Annotated in this window: 25 protein-coding genes; 14 read left to right on the top strand and 11 right to left on the bottom strand. The window is 43.0% G+C overall.

The genetic code is table 11. The features are described from left to right. Window positions 1–79: 79 nt before the first annotated feature. The 5 genes from AABK37_RS13875 to AABK37_RS13895 form a co-directional block, all read right to left on the bottom strand. The gene (locus tag AABK37_RS13875) at window positions 80–349 is read right to left on the bottom strand and encodes an NIL domain-containing protein (protein WP_432552147.1); all 270 of its coding nucleotides are present in this window, start codon (window positions 347–349) and stop codon (window positions 80–82) included. Then, window positions 342–515 (bottom strand): hypothetical protein, encoded by a 174-nt coding sequence (locus AABK37_RS13880; RefSeq protein WP_432552148.1) that lies wholly within the window; start codon window positions 513–515, stop codon window positions 342–344. The genes AABK37_RS13875 and AABK37_RS13880 overlap by 8 nt, the downstream gene beginning before the upstream one ends. Window positions 516–561: 46 nt before the next feature. Next, window positions 562–1,449 (bottom strand): sulfate ABC transporter permease subunit CysW, encoded by an 888-nt coding sequence (gene cysW, locus AABK37_RS13885; RefSeq protein ID WP_432552149.1) that lies wholly within the window; start codon window positions 1,447–1,449, stop codon window positions 562–564. Then, entirely contained in the window at window positions 1,436–2,317 is an 882-nt protein-coding gene (cysT, locus tag AABK37_RS13890; RefSeq protein WP_432552150.1) for a sulfate ABC transporter permease subunit CysT, read from the bottom strand. Before cysT ends, cysW begins: the two co-directional genes overlap by 14 nt. 137 nt (window positions 2,318–2,454) lie before the next feature. Beyond that, window positions 2,455–3,615: a sulfate ABC transporter substrate-binding protein gene (locus tag AABK37_RS13895; protein ID WP_432552151.1), complete on the bottom strand. Its 1,161-nt coding sequence runs from the start codon at window positions 3,613–3,615 to the stop codon at window positions 2,455–2,457. Between the two features lie 325 nt (window positions 3,616–3,940). Here AABK37_RS13895 and AABK37_RS13900 point away from each other — a divergent pair, with 325 nt between their 5' ends. Next, window positions 3,941–5,134 (top strand): sulfate ABC transporter substrate-binding protein, encoded by a 1,194-nt coding sequence (locus AABK37_RS13900; protein ID WP_432552152.1) that lies wholly within the window; start codon window positions 3,941–3,943, stop codon window positions 5,132–5,134. 78 nt (window positions 5,135–5,212) lie between these two features. Here the strand turns inward: AABK37_RS13900 and AABK37_RS13905 are convergent, their stop codons facing one another. Beyond that, window positions 5,213–5,983: a class II glutamine amidotransferase gene (locus AABK37_RS13905; protein WP_432552153.1), complete on the bottom strand. Its 771-nt coding sequence runs from the start codon at window positions 5,981–5,983 to the stop codon at window positions 5,213–5,215. Between the two features lie 250 nt (window positions 5,984–6,233). Further along, window positions 6,234–6,929 carry a beta-class carbonic anhydrase gene (locus AABK37_RS13910; protein WP_432552154.1) on the bottom strand — a complete coding sequence of 232 codons (696 nt, stop codon included), beginning with the start codon at window positions 6,927–6,929 and terminating at the stop codon, window positions 6,234–6,236. Window positions 6,930–7,492: 563 nt separating this feature from the next. Between AABK37_RS13910 and AABK37_RS13915 the strand changes: the two genes are divergently transcribed. After that, on the top strand, window positions 7,493–9,121 hold the full coding sequence (locus tag AABK37_RS13915) for a Na/Pi cotransporter family protein (protein WP_432552155.1): 1,629 nt from the start codon (window positions 7,493–7,495) through the stop codon (window positions 9,119–9,121). A gap of 314 nt (window positions 9,122–9,435) precedes the next feature. Here AABK37_RS13915 and AABK37_RS13920 read toward each other — a convergent pair whose 3' ends face one another. Further along, on the bottom strand, window positions 9,436–10,371 hold the full coding sequence (locus AABK37_RS13920; protein WP_432552187.1) for a LysR substrate-binding domain-containing protein: 936 nt from the start codon (window positions 10,369–10,371) through the stop codon (window positions 9,436–9,438). Window positions 10,372–11,136: 765 nt separating this feature from the next. Here AABK37_RS13920 and AABK37_RS13925 point away from each other — a divergent pair. From AABK37_RS13925 to AABK37_RS13955, 7 genes are all read left to right on the top strand, one after another. Then, a complete protein-coding gene (locus AABK37_RS13925) occupies window positions 11,137–11,832 on the top strand; it encodes a cadmium resistance transporter (RefSeq protein WP_432552156.1) in 696 nt (231 codons plus the stop codon). A 323-nt stretch (window positions 11,833–12,155) separates the two neighbouring features. Further along, entirely contained in the window at window positions 12,156–12,980 is an 825-nt protein-coding gene (locus tag AABK37_RS13930; protein WP_432552157.1) for a hypothetical protein, read from the top strand. 253 nt (window positions 12,981–13,233) lie between these two features. Continuing rightward, window positions 13,234–13,656, top strand: a complete 423-nt coding sequence (locus AABK37_RS13935) for a YidH family protein (RefSeq protein ID WP_432552158.1) — start codon at window positions 13,234–13,236, stop codon at window positions 13,654–13,656. Window positions 13,657–13,765: 109 nt separating this feature from the next. Beyond that, entirely contained in the window at window positions 13,766–14,506 is a 741-nt protein-coding gene (locus AABK37_RS13940) for a sulfite exporter TauE/SafE family protein (RefSeq protein WP_432552159.1), read from the top strand. A 268-nt stretch (window positions 14,507–14,774) separates the two neighbouring features. After that, window positions 14,775–15,557, top strand: coding sequence for a phytanoyl-CoA dioxygenase family protein (locus tag AABK37_RS13945; RefSeq protein WP_432552160.1), 783 nt, complete (start codon window positions 14,775–14,777; stop codon window positions 15,555–15,557). A gap of 304 nt (window positions 15,558–15,861) precedes the next feature. Beyond that, entirely contained in the window at window positions 15,862–16,026 is a 165-nt protein-coding gene (locus AABK37_RS13950; RefSeq protein ID WP_432552161.1) for a hypothetical protein, read from the top strand. A 117-nt stretch (window positions 16,027–16,143) separates the two neighbouring features. Beyond that, a complete protein-coding gene (locus tag AABK37_RS13955; protein ID WP_432552162.1) occupies window positions 16,144–16,404 on the top strand; it encodes a DUF7219 family protein in 261 nt (86 codons plus the stop codon). Between the two features lie 11 nt (window positions 16,405–16,415). Here AABK37_RS13955 and AABK37_RS13960 read toward each other — a convergent pair whose 3' ends face one another. Then, entirely contained in the window at window positions 16,416–16,724 is a 309-nt protein-coding gene (locus AABK37_RS13960) for a hypothetical protein (RefSeq protein ID WP_432552163.1), read from the bottom strand. A 179-nt stretch (window positions 16,725–16,903) separates the two neighbouring features. Between AABK37_RS13960 and AABK37_RS13965 the strand changes: the two genes are divergently transcribed. Beyond that, entirely contained in the window at window positions 16,904–18,352 is a 1,449-nt protein-coding gene (locus AABK37_RS13965; protein ID WP_432552164.1) for an FAD-binding domain-containing protein, read from the top strand. 300 nt (window positions 18,353–18,652) lie between these two features. After that, on the top strand, window positions 18,653–22,714 hold the full coding sequence (locus tag AABK37_RS13970) for a DUF2157 domain-containing protein (RefSeq protein WP_432552165.1): 4,062 nt from the start codon (window positions 18,653–18,655) through the stop codon (window positions 22,712–22,714). 478 nt (window positions 22,715–23,192) lie between these two features. Here AABK37_RS13970 and AABK37_RS13975 read toward each other — a convergent pair whose 3' ends face one another. Then, on the bottom strand, window positions 23,193–23,504 hold the full coding sequence (locus tag AABK37_RS13975) for a hypothetical protein (protein WP_039747576.1): 312 nt from the start codon (window positions 23,502–23,504) through the stop codon (window positions 23,193–23,195). Between the two features lie 471 nt (window positions 23,505–23,975). Between AABK37_RS13975 and AABK37_RS13980 the strand changes: the two genes are divergently transcribed. Further along, window positions 23,976–24,458, top strand: a complete 483-nt coding sequence (locus AABK37_RS13980) for a hypothetical protein (RefSeq protein ID WP_432552166.1) — start codon at window positions 23,976–23,978, stop codon at window positions 24,456–24,458. Further along, window positions 24,409–25,089, top strand: a complete 681-nt coding sequence (locus AABK37_RS13985) for a PAS domain-containing protein (RefSeq protein ID WP_432552167.1) — start codon at window positions 24,409–24,411, stop codon at window positions 25,087–25,089. The genes AABK37_RS13980 and AABK37_RS13985 overlap by 50 nt, the downstream gene beginning before the upstream one ends. 282 nt (window positions 25,090–25,371) lie before the next feature. On the opposite strand, the gene AABK37_RS13990 is transcribed toward AABK37_RS13985, so the two are convergent. Then, window positions 25,372–26,007, bottom strand: a complete 636-nt coding sequence (locus AABK37_RS13990) for a chemotaxis protein CheB (RefSeq protein WP_432552168.1) — start codon at window positions 26,005–26,007, stop codon at window positions 25,372–25,374. 241 nt (window positions 26,008–26,248) lie between these two features. Here AABK37_RS13990 and AABK37_RS13995 point away from each other — a divergent pair, with 241 nt between their 5' ends. Further along, window positions 26,249–26,938 (top strand): Crp/Fnr family transcriptional regulator, encoded by a 690-nt coding sequence (locus AABK37_RS13995; RefSeq protein WP_432552169.1) that lies wholly within the window; start codon window positions 26,249–26,251, stop codon window positions 26,936–26,938. Window positions 26,939–26,940 lie beyond the last annotated feature (2 nt).

Here is a 26,940-nt window from a genome sequence, read left to right on the forward strand (position 1 = left end):
TCGCCTGAACAATCAGCATGTGGGCATTATTTTTGGTAAATATTTTATATTGTTTGAAGCAAGCGGCAATTAATCTGCTTTACCAAATACCTGTTTCGCTGTTGTTATCCCAGATTTGCAAATCCAAATCATGGAGATAACCTAAAGCTCGGTCAATTTGTCCAATTGTGCCTTGTAAATCTAGGTCAAACCAACCATCACCAACAGCATTGGCGCCGAGAACAGCAGCAGTGATATTTACAGTCAAACCGTAATCAGACACCAAGCGAGAAATCACAGGTTGAGAGTGATAGTCTTTAGGAATTCTTAAGCGAATCCGTTTATGGGTGAGCGCAATGTCATTAGGCATAATGGATAGTGGTTGGTGGATAGTGGATAGTGGATAGTGGATGGTGGATAGTGGTTGGTGGATAGTGGGCATGGGGCATGGGGCATGGGGCATGGAAAGAATCTCTCCCGAATCCAATTCTTAATGCCCAATTCTTAATGCCCACTGCCCATTGCCCATTGCCCATTGCCCATTGCCCATTGCCCAACAACTATCAACCAACAGCCAACATCCTATTCAACATCTTTAATGCGGGTTTTCCGTTCGAGAATCTCCTTCAACACCAAGGTGACAACTGCTAGCAGCGCTAACAATACAGCAGCAGAGTAGGCAGCTTCGGTTTCATACTGCTTGTAAGCGTCTTCGACAAATAAAGGTAAACTTTGAGTTTTATCAGCGATGTTTCCCGAAACTACGGATACAGCACCGAATTCACCCATTGCTCTGGCATTTGTCAAAATCACGCCGTAAAGTAAGCCCCAGCGGATACTTGGCAAAGTGACACGCCAAAATATCTGCCAATCCTCTGCACCTAAGGTTCTGGCTGCTTCTTCTTGGTCTTTGCCAAATTCTTCTAAAACCGGAATTACTTCACGAGCGACAAAGGGCATGGTAACAAATGCTGTAGCCAAAATCATCCCCGGAAAGGCAAAGATAACTCTGATACCATGCTCCTGAAGCCAGCCGCCAAACCAACCTTGCCGCCCGTAGAGCAGTACAATCATCAAACCTGCAACAACGGGGGAGATAGAAAAAGGTAGGTCAATAATGCTGAGGACAAAAGCACGACCGGGGAATTTGTGACGGGTGATCGCCCAAGCTGCACATAAACCAAATACTGTATTTAAAGGTACAGTAATTACAGCCAGAATTAGTGTCAGCCAAGCTGCATGAAGAAAGGCAGGACGGGTTAAGTTTGAGAGAAATGGACCAACCCCTTTTTTGAAAGCTTGGAAAAAGACGTTGGCAGCAGGGATGTAGAGAACTAAAGCTAAATAGGCGATCGCTATCCCAATTAAAATAATTGGCATCCAATCTCTAGATTTAACAGGTTTTTGCGGCTTTGGATCTGTGGCACCTGAATGAATCCGAGGTGGAAAAGAGGCTTCATTTTGTGTCATATCTTCTTGCCCAAGCTTGTAAAAGATTAATTCCGATTAACAACACCAAGGAAATCAGCAGTAACACAGTACCAATTACAGTTGCCCCAGAATAGTCATACTGCTCTAATCGCTGGAAAATCAATACAGGTGCAATCAAATCTTTGAACGGAGTATTGGAAGCGATAATTACCGTTGAGCCATACTCCCCAACCGCACGGGAGAAACCCAAGGCAATACCAGTCAAAATAGTCGGAAATAAAGGCGGAAAAATCACCTTCCAGAAAGTCTGCCATTGACTTGCCCCCAAACTCCAAGCAGCTTCTTCAATTTCGCGTTCCATTTCCTGAAGTACAGGTTGCACTGTCCGCACGACAAAGGGCAGCGAGATATACGTCATTGCTACCGCTACACCCAAACGAGTGAAAGATACCTTAATGCCCAGCGGTGCTAGCAACGAACCAAGCCAGCCATTATCGCTGTAAACAGTTGCCAGAGTTAACCCCGCAACCGCTGACGGCAGCGCAAAGGGTAAATCTACTGAGGCTTCAATAATCCGTTTCAAAGGAAATTTATACCGAACCAAAACCCAGGCAATGAGAGTACCAAAGACTCCGTTAAACAGAGATGCAATTATTGACGTGGTAAAAGTCACATCATAAGTTGCCAGTGCGATCGGACTAGTCGCGATTTGCCAAAACTTAGCCGGAGGTTCGGTACCCGCTTTTAAGAACATCGCGGCTATAGGGACGAACAACATTACAGTGAGGTATCCCACAGTAATTCGCCACGTCCAAGGAATTCTAGACAAATTATTTAAGAACTTCTTCCACACCGGAGGTTCTGGGGGAATGAATTGCCGAGAAGAGGGAGGTGAGGAGACAGCCATAAAGTAGCTTCAAATTGCAAATTTAATTGACGTGTTTGGGCTAAAGGGGAAACGTGGGTACGCAAAAAATCACTCTTGACTCTTTCTTAAGTTTTGTACAGACACAATTAGTAGCGTCTGTACTGACTTTTGATTAATTACCGTTTCTTTTGGGCTTGAATATTGTCAAAAAGAGCACCATCTGCAAAGAACTTCTTATCGGCTGCATTCCAACCGCCCAACTCGTCAATTGTACCTAGAGTTTTCACCTTGGTATACTTGTCGGCAATTTCTTTGAGTTCTTTATTTTGTGCTACCGCTTCATCTAAAGGTCGGAATCCCAATTTGGCAAACTCTTGCTGTGCTTCTGGAGTATAAAGGTATTTGACGAAACCTTCTGCTACTTCTCTTGTGCCGTGCTTATCAACGTTTTTATCTACAACTGCGATCGGATTGTCGATAGAGATATTTACCTCAGGAACGACATAATTCACCTTCTCGCCCTTTTGTTGTGCCAAGACAATTTCGTTTTCGTAGTTAATTAAAGCATCTCCCTGACCTTGCTTGGCAAATGTATCAGTGGCTTCACGGGCATCTTTAGTCAGTATTGGCACATTATTATAGACTTTGGTCACAAACTGAGTCGCTTTAGCCTCATCTCCCCCAGTTTTAATCACTGAATTCCATAGTGCTAAGAAATTCCACTTGGCAATACCCGATGTTTTGGGGTCAGCAGTAATCAGTTTTACATCGTTTTTCGCTAAATCTTCCCAAGTCTTGATACCTTTAGGGTTGCCTTGTCGTGTAACTAATGCGGCAACAGTTTTAGAGACAATGCCATTGTTGGGAAATTCTTTTTCCCATCCAGGCTGAATTAGTCCAGCCTTCTCAATTTTTTGAGTGTCTCCAGCGAGTGCCAAGTGGACGACATCCGCTTCTAAACCGTCGATAACAGCGCGAGTTTGCGAACCAGATCCGCCGTAGCTTTGTTTGAAGGTGACGTTTTGGTTATGGTCTTTTTTCCACTGTTCAACAAATTTAGGAATAATTGCTTCGTGAACCGCTTTGGTGACTGCAAAGGAAACGAGGGTTAGTTCAACGTCTTTGTTGTTAGCTGCTACAGGACTAGCACCAGAATTTCCCGCATTGCTATTGGCATTATCCGCATTTCCACCAGAACAGGAGGCGATCGCTACACTCAATATCGCTCCCACCAAAAACATCGATACAAAGCCTTTGAAGGAACGCAACTTCAGTCTGCGGCTCAAATGCTCAATGGTTAGCCCCGATTGCTTCAGCCGGCGTTTCCATAAACTCATTTTTTATGCTCCCAATCAATCTACTCTTTATTGATATACATACCGTGCAATAGATAATACAAGGCTGGAACCAAAAACGCAAGAGATTATCTCCACATTTTTTCTGGAGAATTGGGAGTATGTTAAGCGAGTGAATAGCGATCGTCCTATTTGGCAATATTGTCAATTAATTTACTTTTTTATACACGAGTTTTCCGAAAAATTTCACGTATAAAATTCCCTTGCATTTTCAAGTGTTATCTGATAGCTTCTTAATTGCACATAAATCTACTATAACTTTATCAAGTTACCGTAGATTTTTTAGAGACAAGTTAAGCACTATCCCATGACACATTTTCAACCGAAACAGCATAAATTTATTCAAACAGTTAAGCAACTAGTTCCCCTAAGTAAACGTACCTCTGCAATACTTGCAGCCGGTTTAGGTCTAAGCGTCCTAGTTCCTGTTTATGCTGCCTTTTCTGCATCTACTAACCCTTCGGGTCAGCAAGTTTCCCATCTCCTGTCGGAGACGCTGCGCGAACGACGCAGAGCGCCAAGACGGGAACTTGCTGACCAAAAGACTCAACTGATTAGCCAAGGTGGGAAGAATGTGGAAATAACTTTGGTTTCTTATGCAGTCACCAAGGTTGCTTACGATAAAATCATTCCCCAGTTTGTGGCGAAATGGAAGCGGGAAAAAGGTCAGAATGTAGTGATTCGTGAAAGCTTTGGTGGTTCTGGATCTCAAGCGCGTGCAGTAATTGACGGTTTAGATGCGGATGTTGTCGCTTTAGCACTAGCTCAGGATATCACAAAAATCCAAAGCGCAGGCTTGATTAAACCAGGTTGGGAGCGGAAAGCACCAAATAACGCAATTGTGACTCACTCAGTAGTTGCACTGGAAACTCGTCAAAACAATCCGAAAAAGATTCAGACTTGGAGTGATTTAGCCAAACCTGGAGTAAAAGTGATTACAGCAAACCCCAAGACTTCCGGTGGTGCAAGGTGGAACTTTTTGGCTTTGTGGGGTGCGATCGCTCAAACTGGTGGAAATGAAGCTAAAGCTCTTAACTTTGTGACTCAGGTTTATCGAAATGTAGCTGTATTGCCTAAAGATGCGCGAGAAGCTAGTGATGTTTTTTACAAAAAAGGTCAGGGAGATGTTCTGATCAATTATGAAAACGAAGTAATTTTAGCTGCACAACGAGGAGAAACTACACCTTTTTATGTAGTTCCCCAAACCAACATTTCTATAGATGCTCCAGTAGCAGTGGTTGACAAGAACGTAGACAAGCATAATACCCGTGCAGTTTCAGAAGCTTTTGTTAAGTTTCTCTATACCCCTGAAGCTCAACGTGAATTTGCCAAAGTAGGTTTTCGACCAGTTAATTCGGCTGTCGCTAAGGAAGTACAGAGTAAGTTTCCCAAGATTTCCAAGCTCTACACTGTTCAGAATCTAGGTGGTTGGGCTACTGCTCAGAAAAAGTTCTTTGATGATGGCGGAGTTTTCGATAAAATCCAAGGTGGACGACGTTAATAAGCTGTCGGTTTAACCTAACTTAGCGCAATGCATCGTTAGAAACCCGGTTTCTTTGAGAAACCGGGTTTCTTTGGATCAAAATTTTAAGGGCAAACCGTCCTGAAATACTAGCAGTTCTCCGGGTTGGATTTGCGTCCAAACTTCGTTGTCGGTGAGGGGGGTAGTAGCGATAACAGCAACGCGATCGCTTGGAGTGGTCAATTCTTGGAAATCTACAGTTACATCTTGGTCAATCAAGTGAGCCGCAGCAAACGGCGCTTGCCGTACAATGTAACTAAGCTTGGTTGAGCAGTGAGCAAAAAAATGCTCTCCCTCTGATAATAAGTAATTAAAAATACCATAAATAGAAATTAAATCAGTAATTTCCCGAAGAGCTAAATATAGTTCTTTGACGTTTGGCTGACCTTCGGGAAAACGTTGTCTTAACGTTTCTAGTATCAAGCAAAACGCTCTTTCACTATCAGTTTTGCCGACAGCGTGATAAAACCCCATACTTTGAGGGTGAAAATCTGGTAAATCTCCATTGTGAGCAAATACCCAGTACTTTCCCCACAGTTCCCGACGGAAGGGATGGCAGTTTTCTAGGGCAATTTCTCCTTGAGTGGCTTTGCGGATATGGGCAATCACATGGGTAGAGTGGATGGGATAGCATCGTACCACCTCTGCGATTGGAGAACTAATCGAGGGTTTGGCATCGATAAAAAGCCGACATCCTTTACCTTCAAAGAAAGCAATCCCCCAACCATCACTATGGTCGTCAGTTTTTCCTCCCCGTGCAGAAAATCCTTCAAAAGAAAAGCAAATATCCGTGGGGACATTGCAGTTCATTCCGAGTAATTGGCACATAGCGATCGCCGTTGTGAACTATAGACATTAATGCCGTTAGCCTCAAGATACTTCAGAATGACTGATTTAATCTGGAGCGATCGCAACAAGAATGAAGATTTAGCTTTTAGGACTTACGCAAAATCTCTCTAAAACCCTCTTTTCTCTGTGTCCTCTCTCTTGAAAAGGTCTGATGCCTGCGGCAACGCTTCGCGAACGGAGGAAACCTCCGCTCAGACTTTTCGCTGCACCCTCTGTTTATATAAGGGATTCAGTGGATTTGTGTTAGTTTTATAGTCTTGGCACCCATAGCCTCAGCTGTGTTTACCTTGTGACTCAAACGTTCGTAGGGACGACGCAAACTTTTAGTCTCCACTTCCCAGATGTACCCATTAATCACTACATCCTGGGGAATTAAAGGAGAATTACGCAGCAACTCCACCTGTTTGACGCAGATTTCATCCACATCGGTAAACATTTTAATCCACTTGGAAAAAACGCCTTTTGGTAGTTTCAACTCTGGAAGTGCAGGATCGACGTTAACCAGATCTACATCTATTCCAGTATTTTTCAATACCTCTGTGAGAAAGTCTCCAGAGGCAGTCATCATGCCACATTCGGTATGGTTAACGACGATGATTTCTTTTGTGCCAAAAAACTGTGTTGTCAACATCGCCGACCGAATTGCATCATCCGTAACTAAACCCCCAGCATTCCGGAAAATATGAGCATCCCCCTCACTAATTCCTAACGCTTTCTCCACAGGTAAGCGTTCATCCATGCAGGTTAATACCCACAAAAGCTTGTTGTTGGGTATACCCAACTGCCTCCGCAATGCCCATGCTTTTGTGTCTGATAAATTCTGGTCAATTTGTTGATGCAACATCGCTTGCAATCTCCCAATCGTTACTTGGATGTGCTTGTAGCCTTCTCGTTGGCTTTGCCGGGTGTAGAAAATCTTACTCAATACTTGCTACGGCAAACAAGTTGCAGCAATGCTTTTGTGTAAGCCAGGTCATCTACCGTCTGGGCAATTTGTCGCTTTGTCCGCTTGTTGCAGTGCCGAGATAGTCGGGATAAACCAGAGTAGCTGCATAACTCCCCTCCTCCAATCTACGACAAATCCGTCTATGCCATATTTAGTGGTTCTAAGTTAGGACTATTGCATATACAACTGAACAAATCAAGGGGGTTTTCAAAAAAAGTACTGTATCCATATCCAGTTAGTGTAGATTTATTCTCGGCATACTTGGTTGATAAATACACACTTTTCGCTACATGTAGCTGGTGATTTGGCTACGGTCGCAGGGTCGCAACTCCTTTAAATTGTCATTTGCCGCGTTTGAGTAGGATAAAAACAAGTTCCTAGGAACAGAAGAATAAGATACATTGATTGCCATTTTTAGCTCAGGAGTAAGGTCGTTGCCAGAAAATTTGAGTACACGGAATTATTTATTGTTACATTTAACCCAATCTTAATCTAAACTTAATTTACAGTAAACATCTCAATTTACCGTAGATTAAACACGAATGGTCAACACTGACGATCCCACTATTGTTTTGCTGCTACTTTTTGGCGGTGTGATGCTACTTCTGTATGGTGTGCGGCTAGTCACCGATGCTATGCAACGCGCTTTGGGCGCACGGCTGCGGCTTGTGATGATGACGCTTTCCCAACGTCTGGGAGCGGCTTTTATGGCGGGAGTTGTAGCAACTGTGCTGACTCAAAGTTCCACTGCTACTGCCTCTGTGCTAGTGGGATTGGTGAGTGCCCAGTTGGTGCCCCTAGCAGCGGCAGTTGTTATGTTACTGGGGGCGGCGGTTGGCTCCACATTGGTAGTGCAACTGTTAGCGTTTCATATCACAGACCACGCGCTAGAAATGTTGGGATTGGGCGCGGCAGTAGCCTTATTTACTAGCCGCACTACCCTACGTCATATTGGTAGGGGGATTTTCAGCTTTGGACTAGTGTTGGTAGGGCTGGCGATGATCGATGCAAGTAGTACTCCCATCGCCGCCAGTCCGATTACCAAAGTTATCCTTCAGGCACTCTCTAGTTCACCCTTGGTGTTGGTACTGACAGGCACATTGCTAGCTTGCGCCTTTGTCTCTAGTACGGCGACAATTGGGCTGGTGTTGGTGCTGGCGGCTGGTGGGGCATTGCCACTTAATGCTGCACTGGCAGTTACACTAGGTGCCAATGTCGGGACGACAATCGCCCCGTTGTTGACCGCCCTGAATCGAGGCAGTATTACTGGACGTAGGCTGGCGTTTATTTATGTAGGTACTAGGCTATTCGGGGCTGTAGTAGCGCTGATTGCGCTCAAACCGTTGACAGCACTACTGCATAGCGTGCCACTTACTCGAGCTGCCCAAGTTTCGCTCTTCCACCTGGGGTTTAACCTCTTCCTTGCAATCCTCTTCGCTCCACTGGTCAATCAGTTAGCACAGCTAGCGACTAGGCTGCTACCAGAACCGACTACGGTTGAAAAGTCCGGATCGCGCTACCTCGACTCGGATGCCCTACCCATGCCTGCGGTAGCACTCGGACAGGCGATGCGTGAAATCCTCCGGATGGCTGATGTGGCTGTGGAAATGTTGCAGTTGAGCATCCACGCTTTTGAAGACGGTGGCAAAGACATACCCAAGCACATTGCCGCGCTTGATGACCAACTCGATGACATAGAAGCAGCAATTAAACGCTACCTGATGCGGCTCAGTGAAGATTTAATGACTCCAGAACAGGCGAAAAGGGAGATTGCATTGCTCTACATCAGCACTGACCTGGAGGCAATTGGCGACATTATTGACAAGCAATTGATGCGACTAGCCCGCCGACAACGCCGGAAACAAATTGCCTTTACTTTAGAGGAGTGGAATGACGTAGCTACTTATCATGGTGAAACAATGTCACTGTTACAGAAAGCGCTGGCAGGGTTGGCATCTCAAGATCCGATGATTGCTGATGAAGTTCTAGTGCGTAGGTCGTCGCTCAATCAAACCAAACGTGAACTTCATCTACGGCATCTCCATCGTCTGCGTTCTGGGTCAGCATCCAGTCTGGATTCAAGCGCTATCCACCTGGAAATGGTCAATGGCATTAGCCGCGTCATCTCACACACTTGCAGCATTGCCCGTGCTGTTCAAGGTGAGTTTTGACAGTTAATACCAATTCTGTATGAAGATGCGCTGACGCGCAAGAAATAAAAACGAACCACGAAGAGGCGAAGAACGCGAAGAGAGGAGGTATAGAGATAATTTGGCGCAGCTTCACAAAGAAACGGTATAAGTAGGGTGTGTTACGGCTTTAGCTATAGCGCACCGCTGTGTAACATGGTGCGCTATAGCGCTTCGCTCATGTTTTTCGTTACAAACAGAACTTACGCAGAATAATGAGAAAACGAACTTTACTAGGCACAGAGAACACAGAAGTTGAGAGGAGCGAGAGAGTTTTTGCGTAAGTCTTAACAAATTCAAACTTTTAAAGTCTCTACAGAAGTCAACATTTGTTCAAATGCGATGGAAAGCCGACTTTGAAAACGCTGGCGATGTTTCAACTTTAAAAAAGGGCGGGTTATTTCCGTAGGAGTTGGCGAACCATTTCTATTATCAATGATTTTAAGCGATCGCAAAGTTGACAGACACAGTTCTTTTTGCACCATCAAATCGGAGATTGCTGTGGCACCTACACCGTTTTCAACTACAGCCTTGACCATTTCACCACTGTTTAAAACAGAAATAACATTTAATTGCGATAAATCGATCCCCCAATTTTGCAAAGCTTGGTCAAATCTTTGCTGTGTACCAGAACCAGACTCGCGCATTACCCATCCAGTTTGAGTTAGTTCGCTTAAGCGAACCTCTCCTAATTTAAACCAAGGGTGAGATTTACCAACCACAATTAGCAAGCGATCGCTCGCAACAACTTCTTCCTCTAAAGAAGCCTTCAGCGATGCTTGCACCTCTCCTTCCACCAAACCCAAATCAAACACACCCGTTGCTGTTCCTGCACAAATCGTTTCTGCATTAGCGAGAGTGCAGTTGACAGCGATCCCCGGATATCTGCGCTGAAAAGAGCTAATCTTTTCTGGCAACCAATAATTACCAATCGTCAGACTTGCTCCCAAATTCAACTTACCACGTTGCAGATCGTTTAATTCCCGTAAATTTCTTTCAGTCAGAGTAACTTGCTTTAATATTTCCTGTGCTTCCATTTGTAGCAACTTCCCTGCCTCAGTGATCTCAATGTGCCGACCAATTCGATGGAAAAGTTTGACTGCATATTCTTCCTCCAAGCTTTGAATTGCCGCACTCACAGCCGGTTGAGTAATGTAAAGCGCTTCCGCAGCACGGGTAAAGTGGAGATTTTCCGCAACCGCTATAAAAACTCGCAATTGGTCAAGCGTCATTCCCGCCATTTTATGCATCCCTAAAACTTAGTGTATGATAAAAACTTTTCCGTTAAATCTTGATCCCACAATTTTTTCAGAAAAGAGAAACAAAGACTCATTTCCTACTAGGGTTGGGGGGTATCTGCAATGGCTAAATTTATTCAACCAGATGTACTAATTATCGATTTTTAATCACTTTTATTTATTGTTTGGAAAATAAATAACATTTGCTTTCATCATATAGGTCGCTTAGAGTAAATATCAAGCTAGATGCATCAGTACTAGAGCTTCTTGTGATGGCTACCAAAATTAAGTTTTGCATAAGGAAGAAACTTCAATTGTTTGAGGCATACCTTGTATTTTTTTTCAAGTCGAGTCAAAAAGCCCAGACAGACGCGATCGCGCTTGTGGCTGTTGTTCTTACTTGGCAATTACAGGAGATTGTGTACTTTGTTTCAATTTAAATGAGTACAAAGCGATCGCGCAAACAAAAAATGTCTTGACTACCGAAAGATTATAGCTCAATTCACAGCCGTTATCGCACCGACAACAAAGCCCGCCGCTAATTTAGGCTAATTCTTTGTTGGTATTATCAGTAACAATATGCTTTGATTGTCTCTGGTATTTTACTTATTCTTGTTGTAACTGGTTTTTCATCCAAAAATGAAGCGGAAAGTTGAAGCAACTCACTTTAGTTTCAGTGATGCCGAAAATATTTAGTAGTTACGCAACTAACTACTATCCACGCTCCTACTAACCAATCCTTATAAGGAATGAATGTAAATGAATGAATTAGTAACAGCAATTACCACTGGTTTAGCTGCGTTCACTGCAACCAACATTGATGACCTTGTTATTCTCACGCTGTTTTTTTCACAAGTAAATAAGACATTTCGTAGTCGGCATATCTATATTGGTCAATATCTCGGTTTCACAGCATTAGTTCTTGCTAGTATGACTGGGTTTTTTGGTGGTTTAGTAGTGCCATCAAACTGGATTGGACTACTTGGATTGATGCCAATTGCTACTGGTTTAAGTCGCTTGCTGAATAAAGAAAGTGATTGTGTTGAATCAGAAACAGTTGTGGCGGAAAAAAGCGCGATCGCTAGTTTTATTTCTCCTCAAACTTACAGCGTAGCTGCTGTTACAGTCGCTAATGGAAGTGACAATATTGGCATCTATATGCCTTTATTTGCCAACAGCACCTGGGAAAGCCTTTTGATAATTCTCGGCATCTTCTTTTCACTCGTAGGAGTTTGGTGTTACGCTGCTTACACATTAACCAGGCTCCCAGCTATTAATCAAGTCATTACTCCTCACAGCAGCACAGTTGTTCCCTTTGTTTTGATTGCATTAGGTGCTTTTATTGTCTGGGAAAGCGGCGCTTCAATTCTCATCACTTTAGTTGCAAGCTGCTTATATTTAACCTGGCTAATTCTGGCAAAAAATTCGGGACAATCTCCGGAAATGGAGAATTAAAGGTAAAAGCGAAGTATTTAGAGCAAAATGTTATTCTCAAGTCTCAAGAATACTTCGCACTGGAAATTTTTATGAAATGTAAACAATAAGTGAGATTTCGGAAAAATGTTATTAAGATTAAACAAGTTGAATCTTGCCAACAATAAAAATTTTCACAATATAGCAATCAGTTTAGGAATTCTTAAAAAGAAGATTCCCGACTTCTTAGAGAAGTCGGGAATCTGAAACTGTCATTTTTTTATATTTAACAACTTTAAAAAAATCAACATAAAAGTTGTAAAGTTGACTACAGGGTAAAATCGAAAAGGAGAAAAAACGTGAAATTGAAACCTTTTGTAATCGCTTTGGTAATTCTGGTAAACCTAGTGTTTGTCCAACCTTCATTCGCTGATAAACCTAAGTTCACCAAAAATCCTGACTACATAGAGGTGACAAAAGCTCTTGAAAGTCTAAAGACGGCACAAAGTATACAAGCTCAAGGCGAAAACACTAATCCTCAGGAAATTCAAAAGAAAATTGATGAATTAGAGTTTCAAAAATACGCTTTAGAAACCGGAACCAGCTGGGGACAGTGTGCAAACCAAACAGACAAAACCCTGGCTGTCTACGGACCGCAACCAGATGAAGACGACGTTGGAGAAGATTATCCATACGATACTGCACTTTACTTTTTAGCACCTGGTCGGACAACTAAAGAGAAATGGGATTGTAATGGAGTTTATCTACCAAATGATGCCAAACTAACAGCTATAAGCTCTAACCAACAAGGTGAAGAATTAGCTGGACCTGGTGCGATCAAAATAGTTGATGGTACTCAGTTAGTCGCGAAGACAAATCCTGATACTTCTGCTGTTGAGTTGAATATTCCTGCTACTCAAGTTTTCAAAGCAGGCAATCTGAATTGGTTTATCCCTAATGTTTCGCAAGCAACTATAGATACACGAGTTGCAAACGCGCCTAGTACTAAGATAGCTGAGAAAAATCTAGTGGTTGTGCAGAAGAATCTAGAGAAATCAGTGCAGAAGAATCTAGAGAAAGAGACTGTAGAACCCGAAATTCCTACTGAAACTCAGCCACAGGTACAGCCTCTACGTCGGTACGACGAGCCACGTCTACCAAAACAAGGCTATTACTACAAAAGACCCTGAGCGGTTAGTATAGCTCAATAAATAAAAGTCGCGTCTGAAAAAACACAGCAACGCGATTAGGGGAAAAGTGCGAAAAATTCTGAATATAGCCTTAGCCAGAATCTGGGTAAAAAATAAAACTCGGAATCTGGCTTTTTCTTCCTAAGACAAAGAACATCGCTCTTTTAAATTAAAGATTAAATTGTTACTAAAGGTACTTGGATTTCAGGCACATTTTATTTAAAAATATAAAATTAGAGTTAGGGTCTTACTGATGGGGTTGCTGTTCAAAGCCAAAAATGTAGATATAGAAAAGGCAAAGTTAAGAAATCCGTCGCGAGTGCGGGATCATTTGGCAAATGAGCGCACTTACTTAGCATGGATGCGGAGTGCGATCGCTCTCATGGGTTTTGGTGTTGTCATCGTCCGTCTTCGCCACTTCCAAGTACCACTCATACCACATCCAGGAGCGGGGTGGAAGTTGGGTTTAACTTTCTCTTTAGTTGGTTTATTAACTGTCTTACTTTCAACTCAACACTATTTCGCCGTTCGCGATAACATCGATGAAGATACTTATGAACCCCCAGATCGCTGGGTAATTCTTTTCAGCCTCGCTATGCTTATTTTGGGTGCTGGGGTAATCTATTTTGTCTTCTCTGTCCCCCTCGATCCAATGAGTCCTGTGATACCTGAGTAATAGCAGCAACTTACCACCATAGCGGGTTTCAATTAGCTGCAATAAATAAAAGAATAATGGAACCGCAGATAAACACCAACTTTCACCTTCACCCGTTTCTTTTATTTAAATGCTTATTTTCTCTCTCGCAATAGTCAGCTTTTTTGCTTGGTTGGTTAGCACCCTAGCTGGTGGTGGTAGTCCTTTCATGCTCATACCTCTAATTAACTCAATCCAAGGTGCCGCATCGGTTCCGCCGGTTATAACTATCGGTATGTTTTTCGGAAATGCACATCGCATCGTACTTTTTTGGCGATATATTGACTGGAACTTGACATTATGGTATATTCCAGGCGCTATTGTGGGAGCGATGCTCGGTGCGTATACTTTCACCCAAATTCATTTAGATTGGTTGCAGTTACTCATCGGCGTTTTTTTGGTAATTAGCATTTTTGGCTTTGGATTAGAACAAAAAGAAACTACATTTAAAGTCAAAGCTTGGTATATTTTACCTGCCGGCTTCGTCAAAGCTTTTGTCTCTGGATTAATTGGAACTACAGGTCCAGTATTGAACGCTTTTTATTTAAATTATGGTCTAGTTAAAGAAGAGTTGATTGCTACTAAAGCAACTCATGTAGTAATTATTCACTTAGTTAAGATATTGACTTATGCTACATTTGGAGTATTATCACCGCAGATTATCGCTATCGGTTTAATCATTGGTCTAGTAGCCATCCCAGCCAACTTTCTCGGTAAGTATATTCTCAATAAGATAAATGCTCAACAGTTTCGCTCGATAGTACTCGCAACAATGGCTATCAGCGGTGTATGGATGCTGTGGGGACAACGAGATTTACTCGTTTTTTGGTAATGGGTAATTGGGGAATGGTGAGTCCAGCGCTGCGCTCCTGGTTTCCCTCTCCTTACGGAGACGCTACGCGAACGTGTCGGCAAGGCGCGAACCCGAAGGGGTAATAACGTAAGTTGCTAGTTAGTGCCCTCAAACCGTATTATTTAGATACAGAAAGTGCTTTTTTCAGTAATTATAAACACTATTGTTTTGAATTTTGTACTTAAAACAAGGCGCTTTTTGATAACTAGCAACTTGGGTTATTAGGAAATTTTTTCAGAATTTAGTTATGAAAATCTCTCTAACATCTGAGGATGTTCAAAAATTTCGTAACGATGGAGTTTTGCTCGTGCCAAATATTTTAGAGCCTAGTATCATTGCTAAAATATTAGCAAGAATACCCTCAATGCTTAAAGGAGAGTATGCTACAGGGATCAAGCCCGCTGAAATAAAAATTGATCCCACAAATACCCAACAGATAAGCGGTAAGCTATGGGAATCAGAACCTGAGATAAAAGCAGTTGTTCTAGATCCTGAATTGGGAAGAGCATGTGCTATTTTGGGTGATTGGGAACAATACGGATCAAAAGCCGTTCATTCCAGCCTATGGCGAAAACCGCCTGGCGCTCCAGAAACTACAATTCATCAGGATGCCGCCTATGTTGATACATTTATTCCTAATAAGCTGATTACCGCCCTTATTGCTTTAGAAAACATGACAATTGAAGCAGGTTCTACGCAATATATATTAGGATCTCATAAATGGGGTTTAGGTAGAAGAGTAAGATCATTGAGGGAATCAGAGGACTATACAGCAGAAGCCAAAACTGCCGCTCGAGAAGCTGGCGTAGGGAATTTTGAAATTTTTACCACTAATGTTGAAAGTGGAACAATAGTATTTCACGATGGGTTGCTATGGCATGGTGCTGGACGGAATAATTCACAACAACAGAGAGTGGCTTTATCCTGTGCGATCATGCCTGCAAATATTAAAACGGTATCAGTAGATGATCCTTATGTGTTTGGAGAGGCTAGTGAATACCCTTTCACTTGGCAAGGTAAGCTCATCTAATTTCAGTAGACTGAAAACTTTTCTGTGAAGTCTTACCAGTCCTTCATTTTCCCGTGGGAATGCAATTTGCCAAAATCAGCTTATAATCTACCTTTTAAGCACCTCTGTTCTGAATGGACGCGCATAGCGATCAGCTGTAGTCGCGACCGCAAGCCCCAAAAACGACGGCTCTTACCCTTATTCTTTCGTCAACTTTCAAAACTTTTCGGTCTACTGAATTTGGTAGAAAGAAAAGATGTGCATTAGTTATTTAATTTACAATCCTAAAATAAGTAGGAAACTTAGGATAATAGGTAATTGGGAATTGGGAACGTGGGAACGTGGTAAAGCATTTTTTCCATTAGCCCATTACCCCTTCGGGTTCGCCAGTCGCCTGCGGAGGGAAACCCTCCCTTTCTCGCTGGACTCACCATTACCCATTACCCATTACCCACTCCCCACTCCCCATTCCTCACTCCCCATTCTTTAATTCTGTCTTGAGGAGGATACTACGTATAATATTTTGTTTTATGATGTTAAATTTAAAACTTAGGTTAAGAAAAAGTTAAAAAATTGCCCAAAATTATTTTCCATAGGGGGTAAATTAATGGTACAGCCTAATAACAACGATAAAGATAAGTTTCTTTACCCTCGAAGTCGCTATTACGGTCAAGGTAGACCACAAGAGCTTATATTTAATGCGAATCTCCAAGAGTTTGCCCAAAAGGTGGGCTTTATTACCGCTTTAGAAACATCTGGTAAATTATCTCCTCAAGATGCTTACGACCAGATTAAAGCGCTGTGGAAGCAGTTGAAACACAGCAAAAAGCAATTAGGAATTGGTGATGAGCCGCCAACATCGACCTAAAATTGCTTCTTTTAGCGTATAATCACCTGAAACTCGTTTGCACTCAGCGACACTATGATATTCTCAGAACCTATCTCAATCAGCCAACGTCCGCTAGGTTGACCGTCTGAGAGTATTTCTTGAGCGCGGACTACTCCAATTTTCCCAGCTACATATGCTGGATGTAGAATCAACACTCTTTCTCCAATTGGAAAAGTCTTTGGGGTATGCAATGGCTTTTCTGAAACTAAAGGTTGCGTAAGTGAAATCCGATGTATTTCATAACCAGATTTTAACCATAAAGGTGTACTTTCTCTGACTTTTTTAATTGCTACTTTCATGACTATACTTATGGGCAAATGAATGAACTTTGGAAATGTGTCTTAGGGCTAGCCCAAAGCGCGAAAATTATCATTCTTAAGCTAAGTGCTGAATTGAGAGTAGAAATTCTTCGGCAGAGTGATGCGAAATGGTACAATTAGCGTCTAGCCTAGTACAGGCGAACTATTAAAAAGATAGAATGTCTGATTTAATTTTGTTTTGGCATCGTCGCGATTTACGCATTTCAGACAATACAGGACTTGCGGCAGCGCGATCGCACTCGTCTAAAGTCGTGGGTGTATTTTGCCTCGACCCGAATATTTTAGAACGAGATGATATTGCCCCAGCTAGAGTAACTTATATGATTGGCTGTTTGCAAGCATTACAAAAGCGATATGCTGAAGTTAACAGCCAATTATTAATATTGCACGCTAATCCGCTGCAAGCGATACCCGCACTAGCTGCGGCTTTAAACGCTAAAGCAGTATTTTGGAATTGGGATGTAGAACCGTATTCTCAAATACGCGATCGCACTATCATTGATGCCTTAAAAGAAAAAGGGATTCTGTTTCTCGATCAAAACTGGGATCAGATTCTCCACTTTCCCGAAGAGATTCGCAGTGGTTTGAATCAACCTTACACAGTTTACACTCCTTTTTGGAAGAATTGGATTAGCAAACCGAAAGCTAACCCAGTCGCAACTCTGGAAAATGCCGAAGGATTGACGGAAGCTGAAGCAGAAATTGCCAAAGAAAATGGGGCTATTCCACTACCGACAGCGAAAGATTTAGGATTTCTTTGGGATCGAGACTTAGTAATTGCACCAGGAGAAGCAGCAGCGCTGGAAAAGCTAGAGGAATTTACTAACTCTGCCATTTATGAATATAAAGAACAGCGGGATTTTCCGGCAATTAACGGGACATCTCAACTGAGTGCGGCTTTTAAATTTGGAGCGATCGGTATTCGCACCGTATGGATCGCGACTTTAGAAGCGCTAGAAAACAGTCGCAGTGATGAAACACAAATTAACATCCGCACATGGCAACAAGAAATCGCGTGGCGGGATTTTTATCAACACGCAATGTACAACTTCCCGGAATTAGCAGAAGGTGCTTTCCGCGAAACTTTGAAAAACTTTCCTTGGCAAATTAACGAAGAATACTTTCAAGCTTGGTGCGAAGGTAAAACAGGTTATCCGATAGTAGATGCAGCGATGCGGCAAATGAACGAACTCGGTTGGATGCACAATCGCTGCCGGATGATTGTAGCCAGTTTCCTCACCAAAGACTTGCTGATAAATCCCCAATTGGGAGAAAAATACTTTATGCAGAAGCTGATTGACGGTGATTTATCAGCTAATAACGGGGGTTGGCAGTGGAGTGCTTCTAGCGGGATGGACCCCAAACCCTTGCGGATTTTTAACCCTGCCAGTCAAGCGCAAAAATTCGATCCCGAAGGTGAATATATTCGGGAATGGGTTCCAGAATTGCGCTCTATGGATACAGAATATTTAGTTACGGGGAAAATTTCACCTTTGGAACGTGAGGCTGTTGGCTATCCTCAGCCAATTGTCGATCACAACCGACAGCAACGCCAGTTTAAAGGACTTTATCAACAGCAAAGAGAGAGTATACCGACGCTGGGGTAGGGAGATGGGGAGAGGGGGAGAGGGGGGGATGGGGGGACAAGGGGACAAGGGGACAAGGGGGAGATGAGGGAGATGAGGGAGATGAAGAATTAATTCCTTTCACGGCAGGTGCTCCACTTGGGGAGACCCCAAGACCGCACTGCCTCCCCTTTTCCCTTTAACCTTTTCCCCTCCTCAAATTGCCGAATGACAAATAATTAACAATTAATATAAATCAGGATAAACAAGTGGCATAGTTAAGGCTAAAAGATACTTGAATCAAAATAATGATTAAAGTATCAAGCTTTACTCTTGCGGTTTATGTCTTCGCCTCTCGATCGCCCTTTTAAATTTGAAGTCAAGCTACCATCATCCCACCCTGAGTTATTAGAAGGATTGGATACATTGCTGCGCTTGGGTTTGATATCCGATGCCCAAGTTAAGCAGATAGCCTTTGAATTTCTCGTTTGTCAGATGGTGTCGCAACCTCAGACTAAACCAGAATCGCAGGTAGCGTTTGCAACTATCGAACCTGCGAAAGCCGCAGCAGTACCACAAAAGCCTGTTAAACCAAACTTGATCGCAACGATGTTGCAATCATTGGGGGCAGAATTAAGTGTCCGCTGGCTGTTATTTTTAGGTGTATTTCTGGTAGTAGTGTCCTCTGGGGTGTTGGCTGCAAGTCAGTGGGAGAGATTCCCCGCTTCGGGACAGTATGGAGTTTTGTTAGCTTATACTTTGAGTTTCTGGGGGTTGAGTTTTTGGGCAGGCAAACAGGCTAATTTAAGATTAACGGCACAGACATTGCTAATTGTCACTCTTTTATTAGTGCCGATGAACTTTTGGGCGATGGATAGCTTTAAGTTGTGGCAAAATCCTGTGGATTGGTTAGTAATAGCGATCGCTTTTCCTATCCTCACAACTATTACTATTTTACTCTGTAAAAATCGCTTATTTATCGCCAACTCTCCAATCGGGAAATTGCCCCTAATAAATATTTTGGCGCTGTCATACTTACACTGGGGCTGGAAATTACCAGGATTTCCCTTAATTGCCGTTTATTTGGCGATGATAAGCACAACTCTTATTACCGTATATCACAATCGATTTTCCCCAAATCTTTCGCAAAAAGAAGATAAGCGCGTCGGACTTGGTATCACTTTACCTGCCTTAATAGTAGTTTATGCTTTGGCGGTGTTATTAGTACGGGCGATTTTTGTTGTCCGAGTAGATATCACCCAGTTAGGTTTAGCTATTGGAATTTGCGGTTGGTTAGTCGCTTGGTTAGCACAAAGAGGAGAGGGAGAGGGGGAAATAGGAGAGGGGGGGACAAGGAGAGGGGGGGATGGGGGGAAAGAAGAATTATTCTCCTTGTCTCCTAGTCCCCTTGTCCCCTTGTCTCCCCCTCTCCCCCTCTCCCCCTCCCCCACTCCTCAACTACCGTGGGAAATCCTGGGGGGAATCTTACTTTTCCTCGGTTGGTTAGTAACGGTGGTATCATCACCTTTGCAAGCGATCGCTGTTAGCGGTTTGAGTTTGTGGTTTTTCAACCGTCGTTTGCAACAACATGCTTTCAAAGTTGATTTAGCGGCAATTTTCGTTATAGGCTTGCAGACAGTTTGGCTAGCTTGGCGGTTGATACCTGCTGAATTACAAGAATCAGCGATCGCTATTGCAACAAAACTCACCAATTCACAAAACGAACCTTGGGCGTTATTAAGTGTAGCTTTATTTCCCTACCTAATTTTCATGCTAGCGCTAACAAATCGAATTTATCGCACGCAAAAGCGGGAATTAGCTAATTTTGGCGATAATTTAACGCTTTTATTCGGAATTTTATTAACTACCATTGCTTTAGTCAATCCGATATTGCGATCGCTAAATTTACTCTTTTCCACAATAACTCTCGCCGCAGTCACCCAGCGACGCAGTTATCAGGAAAACGAGACAAGGGGACAAGGGGGACAAGGGGGACAAGGGGGACAAGAGGAAGCAATTACCATTCCCCATTACCCATTACCCATTCCCCATTCCCAATTCCCCACTTCTCTGATATATCTAACACACATCACCGGGGTACTAACACTTTGCTCGACAATTGATTGGCTGTTCCCAAATCTGCAAACTCAACTCTGGGCAAGCATTTTGTTAGCGCTGATGGTTGCAGAGTGGCTGCAAAGCCTTGGCGATGAAATCTGGCGACGTAGTGCATGGCACATCGGTTTCGGATTAGCGGTAACTAGCTATTTACTACTTTGGGTGAATGCTTCCGCGTCTTGGACAGGCGGTATAATCAACAATCAGAATTGGGGCTTAATTTGGTTAATTACCCCCATCACTCTCACCGTAATTGCTAGCCGCACTTCTGCACCGCGTCGCATTACCAGCAGTTACTTCAGCGTTTTGACGTTGTTGGCGGCACAGTTACTTATTTTACCTTTGCCAGGAGCCAGATTAATTGGTTTGGGTGTGGGTACGGCGGGGATGTTTGCAAACACGCGCTATTTGCGAAACAATCAATCAGCGGGAACTACGGTAGGTTTTGGGCTGAGTTTTCTTGCTGTGCTGCTGTGGGATGGGGTTTTTGGTTTACCGCATCTATCGCTAGATGGATGGTTTGTGGTGGGAGCGATCGCTATCTTCAGTTTATGGTTTGCGAGCAAAGCGCTGAGTCGAGGTGAAGAATTAGCCGCTATATATGCAACTGTCACCGACAAATGGGCGATCGCCTTATGTAGTTTTGAGTTATTGACTTTAACACTGCACGCGCTACTTGTTTACCAAAGCTTTACAACTCTCGGTTTTTTATACTTAACTTCTACAGCATTAATTTTGGCTGCGATCGTTTATCGCAGTTGGCGACAACCGACAAATTTAGCATTTTATGGCATCGGTTGGTGTCTGGAATTGTTGATAGCTCAGATTTTCGGCTTTGGCGAAGGCGATATTATCAAGATTGCGATCGCTAACATTGCCTTAGGTTTAATAACTCAGCTTTTTGGTGAATGGTGGCGAAGGCGACATCAATTATCAAAAATGCCCAGTAGTCTCCACATATTACCGTTAATATATGGTGCATTTAGCGTATTGCTGCGTTTAAACACCTTTACCGAGTGGACGGGTTTATATTCTTTAGGTGTAGCCTTGATTGTAATTGGTGTAGGGCGACGCCACCAAGATTTAAAACCGCTACTTTATTTAGGAATCACAGGCATATCAATTTCCGCTTATGAACTTTTGTTCTATCAAATGTCCCAAGCTTCGGGAGGTGCTTGGGGTGATGGATTAATTGCCATGTCTGCTTTGGGGGCAAGCATCATGTATGCTTATCGTATACTGTCGCCTTGGCTAATTAACTATTTACGTCTTACACCCCAAGAATTAAAAGGAATTGCTCATATTCACTGGGCTTGGAGTAGTTGCTTGTTAATGGCAGCCATTACCGCTCCTATCGCCGTCAATCGCCTGGTAGGATTAGCAACAAGTGCTTTTTTGATTCGCTACGCCATTTTTCAAGGACGCCATTTTCCCACTTCCCCAACTCTTCGCCTTGGGGGTATTACAACAGAGGAAATCTGGGTTTACTTAGGTTTATTAGAATTTGCTGGTATGCGAATTTACTGGCGCGAAACGGCAGTAGGACAGTTATTAACTGGTGTTTTAGTTCCTTGGAATGGTGCGATCGCTTGTCTATTTGCCTATTTTCTCTACATCTTACCTTGGGAGAGTTGGGGCTGGTCGAAAAGACCTTGGCAACTCGCTGCCTACATAATTCCACTGGTAATATTATGGGAAACTCGACTGCAAGTATACCCGATTACGATAGCGATCGCTGCTGGGTATTACATCTTCCTCGCTAAGATTCGCCAAAATATTCGTTTTACTTACATTAGTGTCGTCTTGATTGATTGGGCGCTATTTCGCTGGTTTTGGGATTTGCATCTCACAGATAGTTTGTGGTACATCACACTGATGGGATTATCACTGCTGTATATTGCTCAAGTCGATCCACATCTTCGCCTTCCAGATTATAAAACATCTCGTCACTACTTACGACTTATAGGCAGCAGCATAATTTGTGGATGGGCAATTTTATTTCATATTGAAAGTGCGATCGTACCAGCAATTTTCAGCCTCATCGCCATATTTGCCGGATTAGCTTTGCGCGTGCGGGCTTTTCTTTACGTTGGTACGGCGACTTTTTTCATTACCAGTATCTATCAACTAATAATTTTCAGCTTGCGTTATCCCTTTTTAAAATGGGTGATTGGCTTGTTTGTCGGTATTGTGCTGATGTCGATTGCAGCCAACTTTGAAACCCGTCGCGCTCAAATAAATTCTTTACTTCGCAGCACTAGCGATGGATTTCAAGAATGGGAGTAAGTTAAGGCAAGAGACGCGATAAATAGCCGTCTTTACAATAATCGGTCTTTTGTAGAGACAGCGATTTATGGCGTCTTTGCTGATAAAAAAATCCCCACACAATATTAGATGAATGTGGGGATTTGCTATAAATTTAAGCTGAGATGTTATACTAATTTAAAAAAAGAATGCGACAGATGGGTAGGGGCACGGCAGTGCCGTGCCCCTACGGGTGTACCTCACGTAAACGAGAACCGCTATAAGCGCAACAGCTTAACAATCATTTTTAGTGATGTTTTCATATTCAGCCAACATCAAAACCACGGTTTGAAACAACGGTAAATCAATGGTTTTGACAATCTGCTTTACACTCGTTTATTAAGCACTGAAGTGCTTACTACGTAATAAAATACATAATAAAAACAGAGACATTAATTTAAATGCCTCTGCTCATTTCTTCATCCTATGCGCTCTTAATCCATCCTCAAACTGTGTTTTTCTACATCAGTTTAAGCTTTTCAATATTTGTTTCCAGTCCAGAGACTATCAGAGAAATCATCTGTAAAATCGCGGCTCTATCACCTGTCTTGCAACGCTCAAATAACAAATGAACATCCACCAACCCCGTCTCAATTGCTGATTTTAACACTGTATTTTCACTTGCTTTGAGATTGTTATTTGCACAAGCCGTGTAAAGCACTACTCCCGCCATTGTGTACATATCTAACATTGGTTCATCACCATTGTTATTGACAATCTGGGGAAAGTTTGATAAAGGATGGACGAACTGGTCAAAGGTTAATTGAGTCATGATTTTGGTCAAACCGATACTTGAATAAGTTCAAACTCCAGATGAAAAAGAGGGGGAAACAAGAGGCAGTGCGTTGCGAAGCGCTAGTTTCGTGCGATGGTCACGAACCTTGAGGCATAGCCTTTGTTGGGGTTCCCCCCGTCTTAATTGTTGAATCAGGTACGGAATTTTAAGTTGTCTGATGTTGCTAAATGTGTGCTAGAATATATACTGAAAAGAAGAGGGACAAAAAACCCTTGGATTCCTTTGTTAAAATTGAAAGCTAGCTCTAAGAGTGAAAAGCTGGCTTTTAGGGTCATCTGCCTTTTCTGATTCTTCTGCTTCAGTGACGAACGTGCTTCACACCTTAATCATAATCTTGTCATTTTTATTTGTCAAGATGTCATTTAAAAATGACTAACAAAATCGTCCTGCTTTTCAGATGTCATGAGAGAAAATAAAAGGTAGGAGTAGTGTTGAGAAGTTCAAATTATGACTGATAGAAGACGTTCTGACGATTACAAGCAGGTTAGCGGCTACATTCCGATAGACTTAGCGCGGGAGTTTAAAAGCATCTGCGCTCGCGAAGGAGTGTCCCAAAGCGACGCATTAGAAGAAATGACACGTGAGTGGCTAGCCAAAAGAACAGGCGTCCACTCTGTAAAGACTGAACCTGCTCGTCCGAAAACAATTGCTGAGGTAGTTCAGGTAAACATGACAAAACTTAAGGGCTGCGGAGTGAAAAACTTGCGAGCGATCGCCAAAGCAGAAGTATTACCTACACCAGGAGACTTTGCCATCATCACATCAGCTTTAGGTATTCCTGAGGAAGAACGAAAAATAATTTGGCAAGAAACTTTCAAAATTTCCGTGTTTTCCGATTTGAGGAGTGTAAATATATGTAAAGAGTCTGAAAGTATAAAAGATGAGCACGAGTATTCTTCGGATATTGAACCTACCGGGTTGGAACTATAAAATGTCCCATGAGGGAGTTTCCATCCTTGCTCCCACAAAGCGACATGCTACCGACCTTGCCCAAAGCTACGGAGATGCTCTCAGCGAAACTGCGGCAAAACTTAACGGTAAGGTGCGAATTAAATGGAGGGGCTGTAAAAATCCAATCGAATTTTTCGGGTGGATGTCTTCCACTGGTGCCCCCACACCCTCAGAAACAGCCGAACGTATTTTGCATTCTGGGGGTGCAGTCTTTTGCAGCCAAGTGCATATCCCAAAAGAGTTATTGTACCGAATGGTTGCAGCCGCAGAAAACGAGCGTCCGATTAGCATTGTCAGACAAGACAATCGCAAGCAAATCATAGTCAACCAACCAATGGCTGACATGTTAAATACACCCCCGGAGGTTGCTACCCAAAGAATAATGACTCAATTTTGGCTTCCTGAGGATTTGGCAGAACTAGAACAAAGACTACGCAGTAATAGCGAGTTTACCTGGACTTACTCTGCTGGACTCAACGAGCAAGCTTGGGCAATTTTAACAACTCACTTTGAGGCATTTGAGGTTGAGGGTATCTGGTACAGACAGGGAACCTGCTTATCAACTCCTCAGCTAGTGCCAATTCCACCAGGGGCTTTTGCTCCGGTTTAAGTAGGTGGACAATTTAAGCCGAAGAATTACGGTTGTGCATTAATTTTTACTTTCAGGGTGCATTCCTTACTTAAAACATTGATTAAAAGTGTATTAATATTAAGTTCGATTTATGAATGAAAATTCCCACAAACCGCGCTTTGGCTGTGGGAAATATTAAGAAGAGTGAATTATTTTTCATTTTCTAGAGTTTAATCAGCGTGAGGGAATTACCTTTGCTGCTTTTCGCGCTGCGTGCGTCTGGTATCCCTACGCTATGCCAAGCAAGAGCGCAGCGAAGTGTTATGCTGCTGATTCCATCATTACTAGGCTTATCAAGCTTTTTGCGATCGCCTCTGGGTTAAGAACTAAATCTACTTTCCCAGTGTCAATAGCTGCCTTGGGCATATTGAAGAACTTGGAAGTAGCTTCATCCTGAGCGATCGTCGTACCGCCATACTTTTTAATTGCCGTCATTCCTAAAGCACCATCACTGCCCAACCCAGTTAGGATAACAGCGATCGCCCGCAACGAGTAACTAACTGCTACCGACATGAATAGCTTATCAACTGAGGGACGGACAAAGTTCATCTTTTGCTGGTTTAACAGAGACAGCCTACCGTCAGAATTCACTACTATGTGGCGATCGGGGACATAAGTGTAAACCGTCCCTGGACGTACTACATCCCCTGATTTTGCCTGCTTAACCCGCAGGACTGTGTGCTGGCTGAGGATTTCTGCCAGATGACTATTGTAGTTAGGATTCATATGCTGAACTACAACAATGGCGGCAGGAAAATCTGCTGGTAAGGCAGATAAAATCTGAACGATTGGTTTTTGCCCACCTGCTGAAGCTCCTATTGCGACTATGTTGTAAGCAATATCGGGAAAGTGTGACAGAATTCGCTGAGATTGTTGTACCGCCACGTTTTTTTTCATATAATTATACTTTGCATTTCAAAGGCGCTCATAAATATAAATGCAATAGCAGTATGACAAGCATAACTGCTATGTTGGCTAACTAACATATATCATAGATATATGTTAGTTAGCCAACATCAAATCTTTACGTTCGGTAAACCTTTTGTCAGAGGTTCTCCACAGCTGCGGGTTATTTAATTAAGATAACTCGCTCAAACAGGCTGGTGATGTCTGTGTTGTGCAATCACCTGGCATATCAATGGAAAACCGACTTTTGGCTGCCCTGCCTCCTGAGGAATTTGATCGCATCATTGCTTATATGGAGTTCGTCTCCCTAGATTTCAAGAAATATCTCTACGAGCGTAACCAACCAATTGAGTACGTCTATTTCCTCACGCATGGTGTAGGCTCTATGGTCACCGTAATGGAGAATGGTATGGCAGTTGAAGTGGCTACGGTGGGCAATGAAGGAATGGTGGGTCTTCCAGTGTTCTTAGGAGCCAATAGCATTCCGGGCGAGTGTTTTATGCAAGTCCCTGGCAATGGCTGGAGGATGAGAACAGATTTGTTTAGAGCGCATGTCACCCCAGCTAGCCCGTTGCACGAACTGCTGCAACGCTACACCCAAGCGTTGTTTAATCAAATCGCCCAATCAGCTGCGTGCAACCGTTTGCACTCAGTCGAAGAGCGATTGTGCCGTTGGCTGCTGATGACCGCTGACCGAGTAGATGCAGAAACTTTTCCACTCACCCAAGAATTTCTTGCCCAAATGCTGGGTGTGAACCGTTCCACAGTTAGTCTTGCTGCCTCGATTCTTCAGAGGGCAGGGTTAATGACTTATGTTCGGGGTCAAGTAACTATCGTTGACCGCTCAGGTTTAGAAGCTACAAGCTGCGAGTGTTATCGAATCGTCCAACAGGACTTTGAGCGTTTGTTCAACGGCAAGTAAAA

The organism is Tolypothrix sp. VBCCA 56010 (assembly GCF_050875635.1).
GTDB lineage: Bacteria > Cyanobacteriota > Cyanobacteriia > Cyanobacteriales > Nostocaceae > Hassallia.

What these genes read in the sequence shown, in the direction of transcription:
- AABK37_RS13940 (WP_432552159.1), top strand. Translation starts at nt 13,766, where the DNA reads ATGCTTATTTTCTCTCTCGCAATAGTCAGCTTTTTTGCTTGGTTGGTT.
- AABK37_RS13970 (WP_432552165.1), top strand. Translation starts at nt 18,653, where the DNA reads ATGTCTTCGCCTCTCGATCGCCCTTTTAAATTTGAAGTCAAGCTACCA.
- AABK37_RS13915 (WP_432552155.1), top strand. Translation starts at nt 7,493, where the DNA reads ATGGTCAACACTGACGATCCCACTATTGTTTTGCTGCTACTTTTTGGC.
- AABK37_RS13920 (WP_432552187.1), bottom strand. Translation starts at nt 10,371, where the DNA reads ATGACGCTTGACCAATTGCGAGTTTTTATAGCGGTTGCGGAAAATCTC.
- AABK37_RS13960 (WP_432552163.1), bottom strand. Translation starts at nt 16,724, where the DNA reads ATGAAAGTAGCAATTAAAAAAGTCAGAGAAAGTACACCTTTATGGTTA.
- AABK37_RS13975 (WP_039747576.1), bottom strand. Translation starts at nt 23,504, where the DNA reads ATGACTCAATTAACCTTTGACCAGTTCGTCCATCCTTTATCAAACTTT.
- AABK37_RS13895 (WP_432552151.1), bottom strand. Translation starts at nt 3,615, where the DNA reads ATGAGTTTATGGAAACGCCGGCTGAAGCAATCGGGGCTAACCATTGAG.
- AABK37_RS13935 (WP_432552158.1), top strand. Translation starts at nt 13,234, where the DNA reads ATGGGGTTGCTGTTCAAAGCCAAAAATGTAGATATAGAAAAGGCAAAG.
- AABK37_RS13925 (WP_432552156.1), top strand. Translation starts at nt 11,137, where the DNA reads ATGAATGAATTAGTAACAGCAATTACCACTGGTTTAGCTGCGTTCACT.
- cysT (WP_432552150.1), bottom strand. Translation starts at nt 2,317, where the DNA reads ATGGCTGTCTCCTCACCTCCCTCTTCTCGGCAATTCATTCCCCCAGAA.
- AABK37_RS13875 (WP_432552147.1), bottom strand. Translation starts at nt 349, where the DNA reads ATGCCTAATGACATTGCGCTCACCCATAAACGGATTCGCTTAAGAATT.
- AABK37_RS13985 (WP_432552167.1), top strand. Translation starts at nt 24,409, where the DNA reads ATGAGCACGAGTATTCTTCGGATATTGAACCTACCGGGTTGGAACTAT.
- AABK37_RS13900 (WP_432552152.1), top strand. Translation starts at nt 3,941, where the DNA reads ATGACACATTTTCAACCGAAACAGCATAAATTTATTCAAACAGTTAAG.
- AABK37_RS13980 (WP_432552166.1), top strand. Translation starts at nt 23,976, where the DNA reads ATGACTGATAGAAGACGTTCTGACGATTACAAGCAGGTTAGCGGCTAC.
- AABK37_RS13945 (WP_432552160.1), top strand. Translation starts at nt 14,775, where the DNA reads ATGAAAATCTCTCTAACATCTGAGGATGTTCAAAAATTTCGTAACGAT.
- AABK37_RS13965 (WP_432552164.1), top strand. Translation starts at nt 16,904, where the DNA reads ATGTCTGATTTAATTTTGTTTTGGCATCGTCGCGATTTACGCATTTCA.
- AABK37_RS13995 (WP_432552169.1), top strand. Translation starts at nt 26,249, where the DNA reads ATGGAAAACCGACTTTTGGCTGCCCTGCCTCCTGAGGAATTTGATCGC.
- AABK37_RS13905 (WP_432552153.1), bottom strand. Translation starts at nt 5,983, where the DNA reads ATGTGCCAATTACTCGGAATGAACTGCAATGTCCCCACGGATATTTGC.
- cysW (WP_432552149.1), bottom strand. Translation starts at nt 1,449, where the DNA reads ATGACACAAAATGAAGCCTCTTTTCCACCTCGGATTCATTCAGGTGCC.
- AABK37_RS13880 (WP_432552148.1), bottom strand. Translation starts at nt 515, where the DNA reads ATGGGCAATGGGCAATGGGCAGTGGGCATTAAGAATTGGGCATTAAGA.
- AABK37_RS13990 (WP_432552168.1), bottom strand. Translation starts at nt 26,007, where the DNA reads ATGAAAAAAAACGTGGCGGTACAACAATCTCAGCGAATTCTGTCACAC.
- AABK37_RS13955 (WP_432552162.1), top strand. Translation starts at nt 16,144, where the DNA reads ATGGTACAGCCTAATAACAACGATAAAGATAAGTTTCTTTACCCTCGA.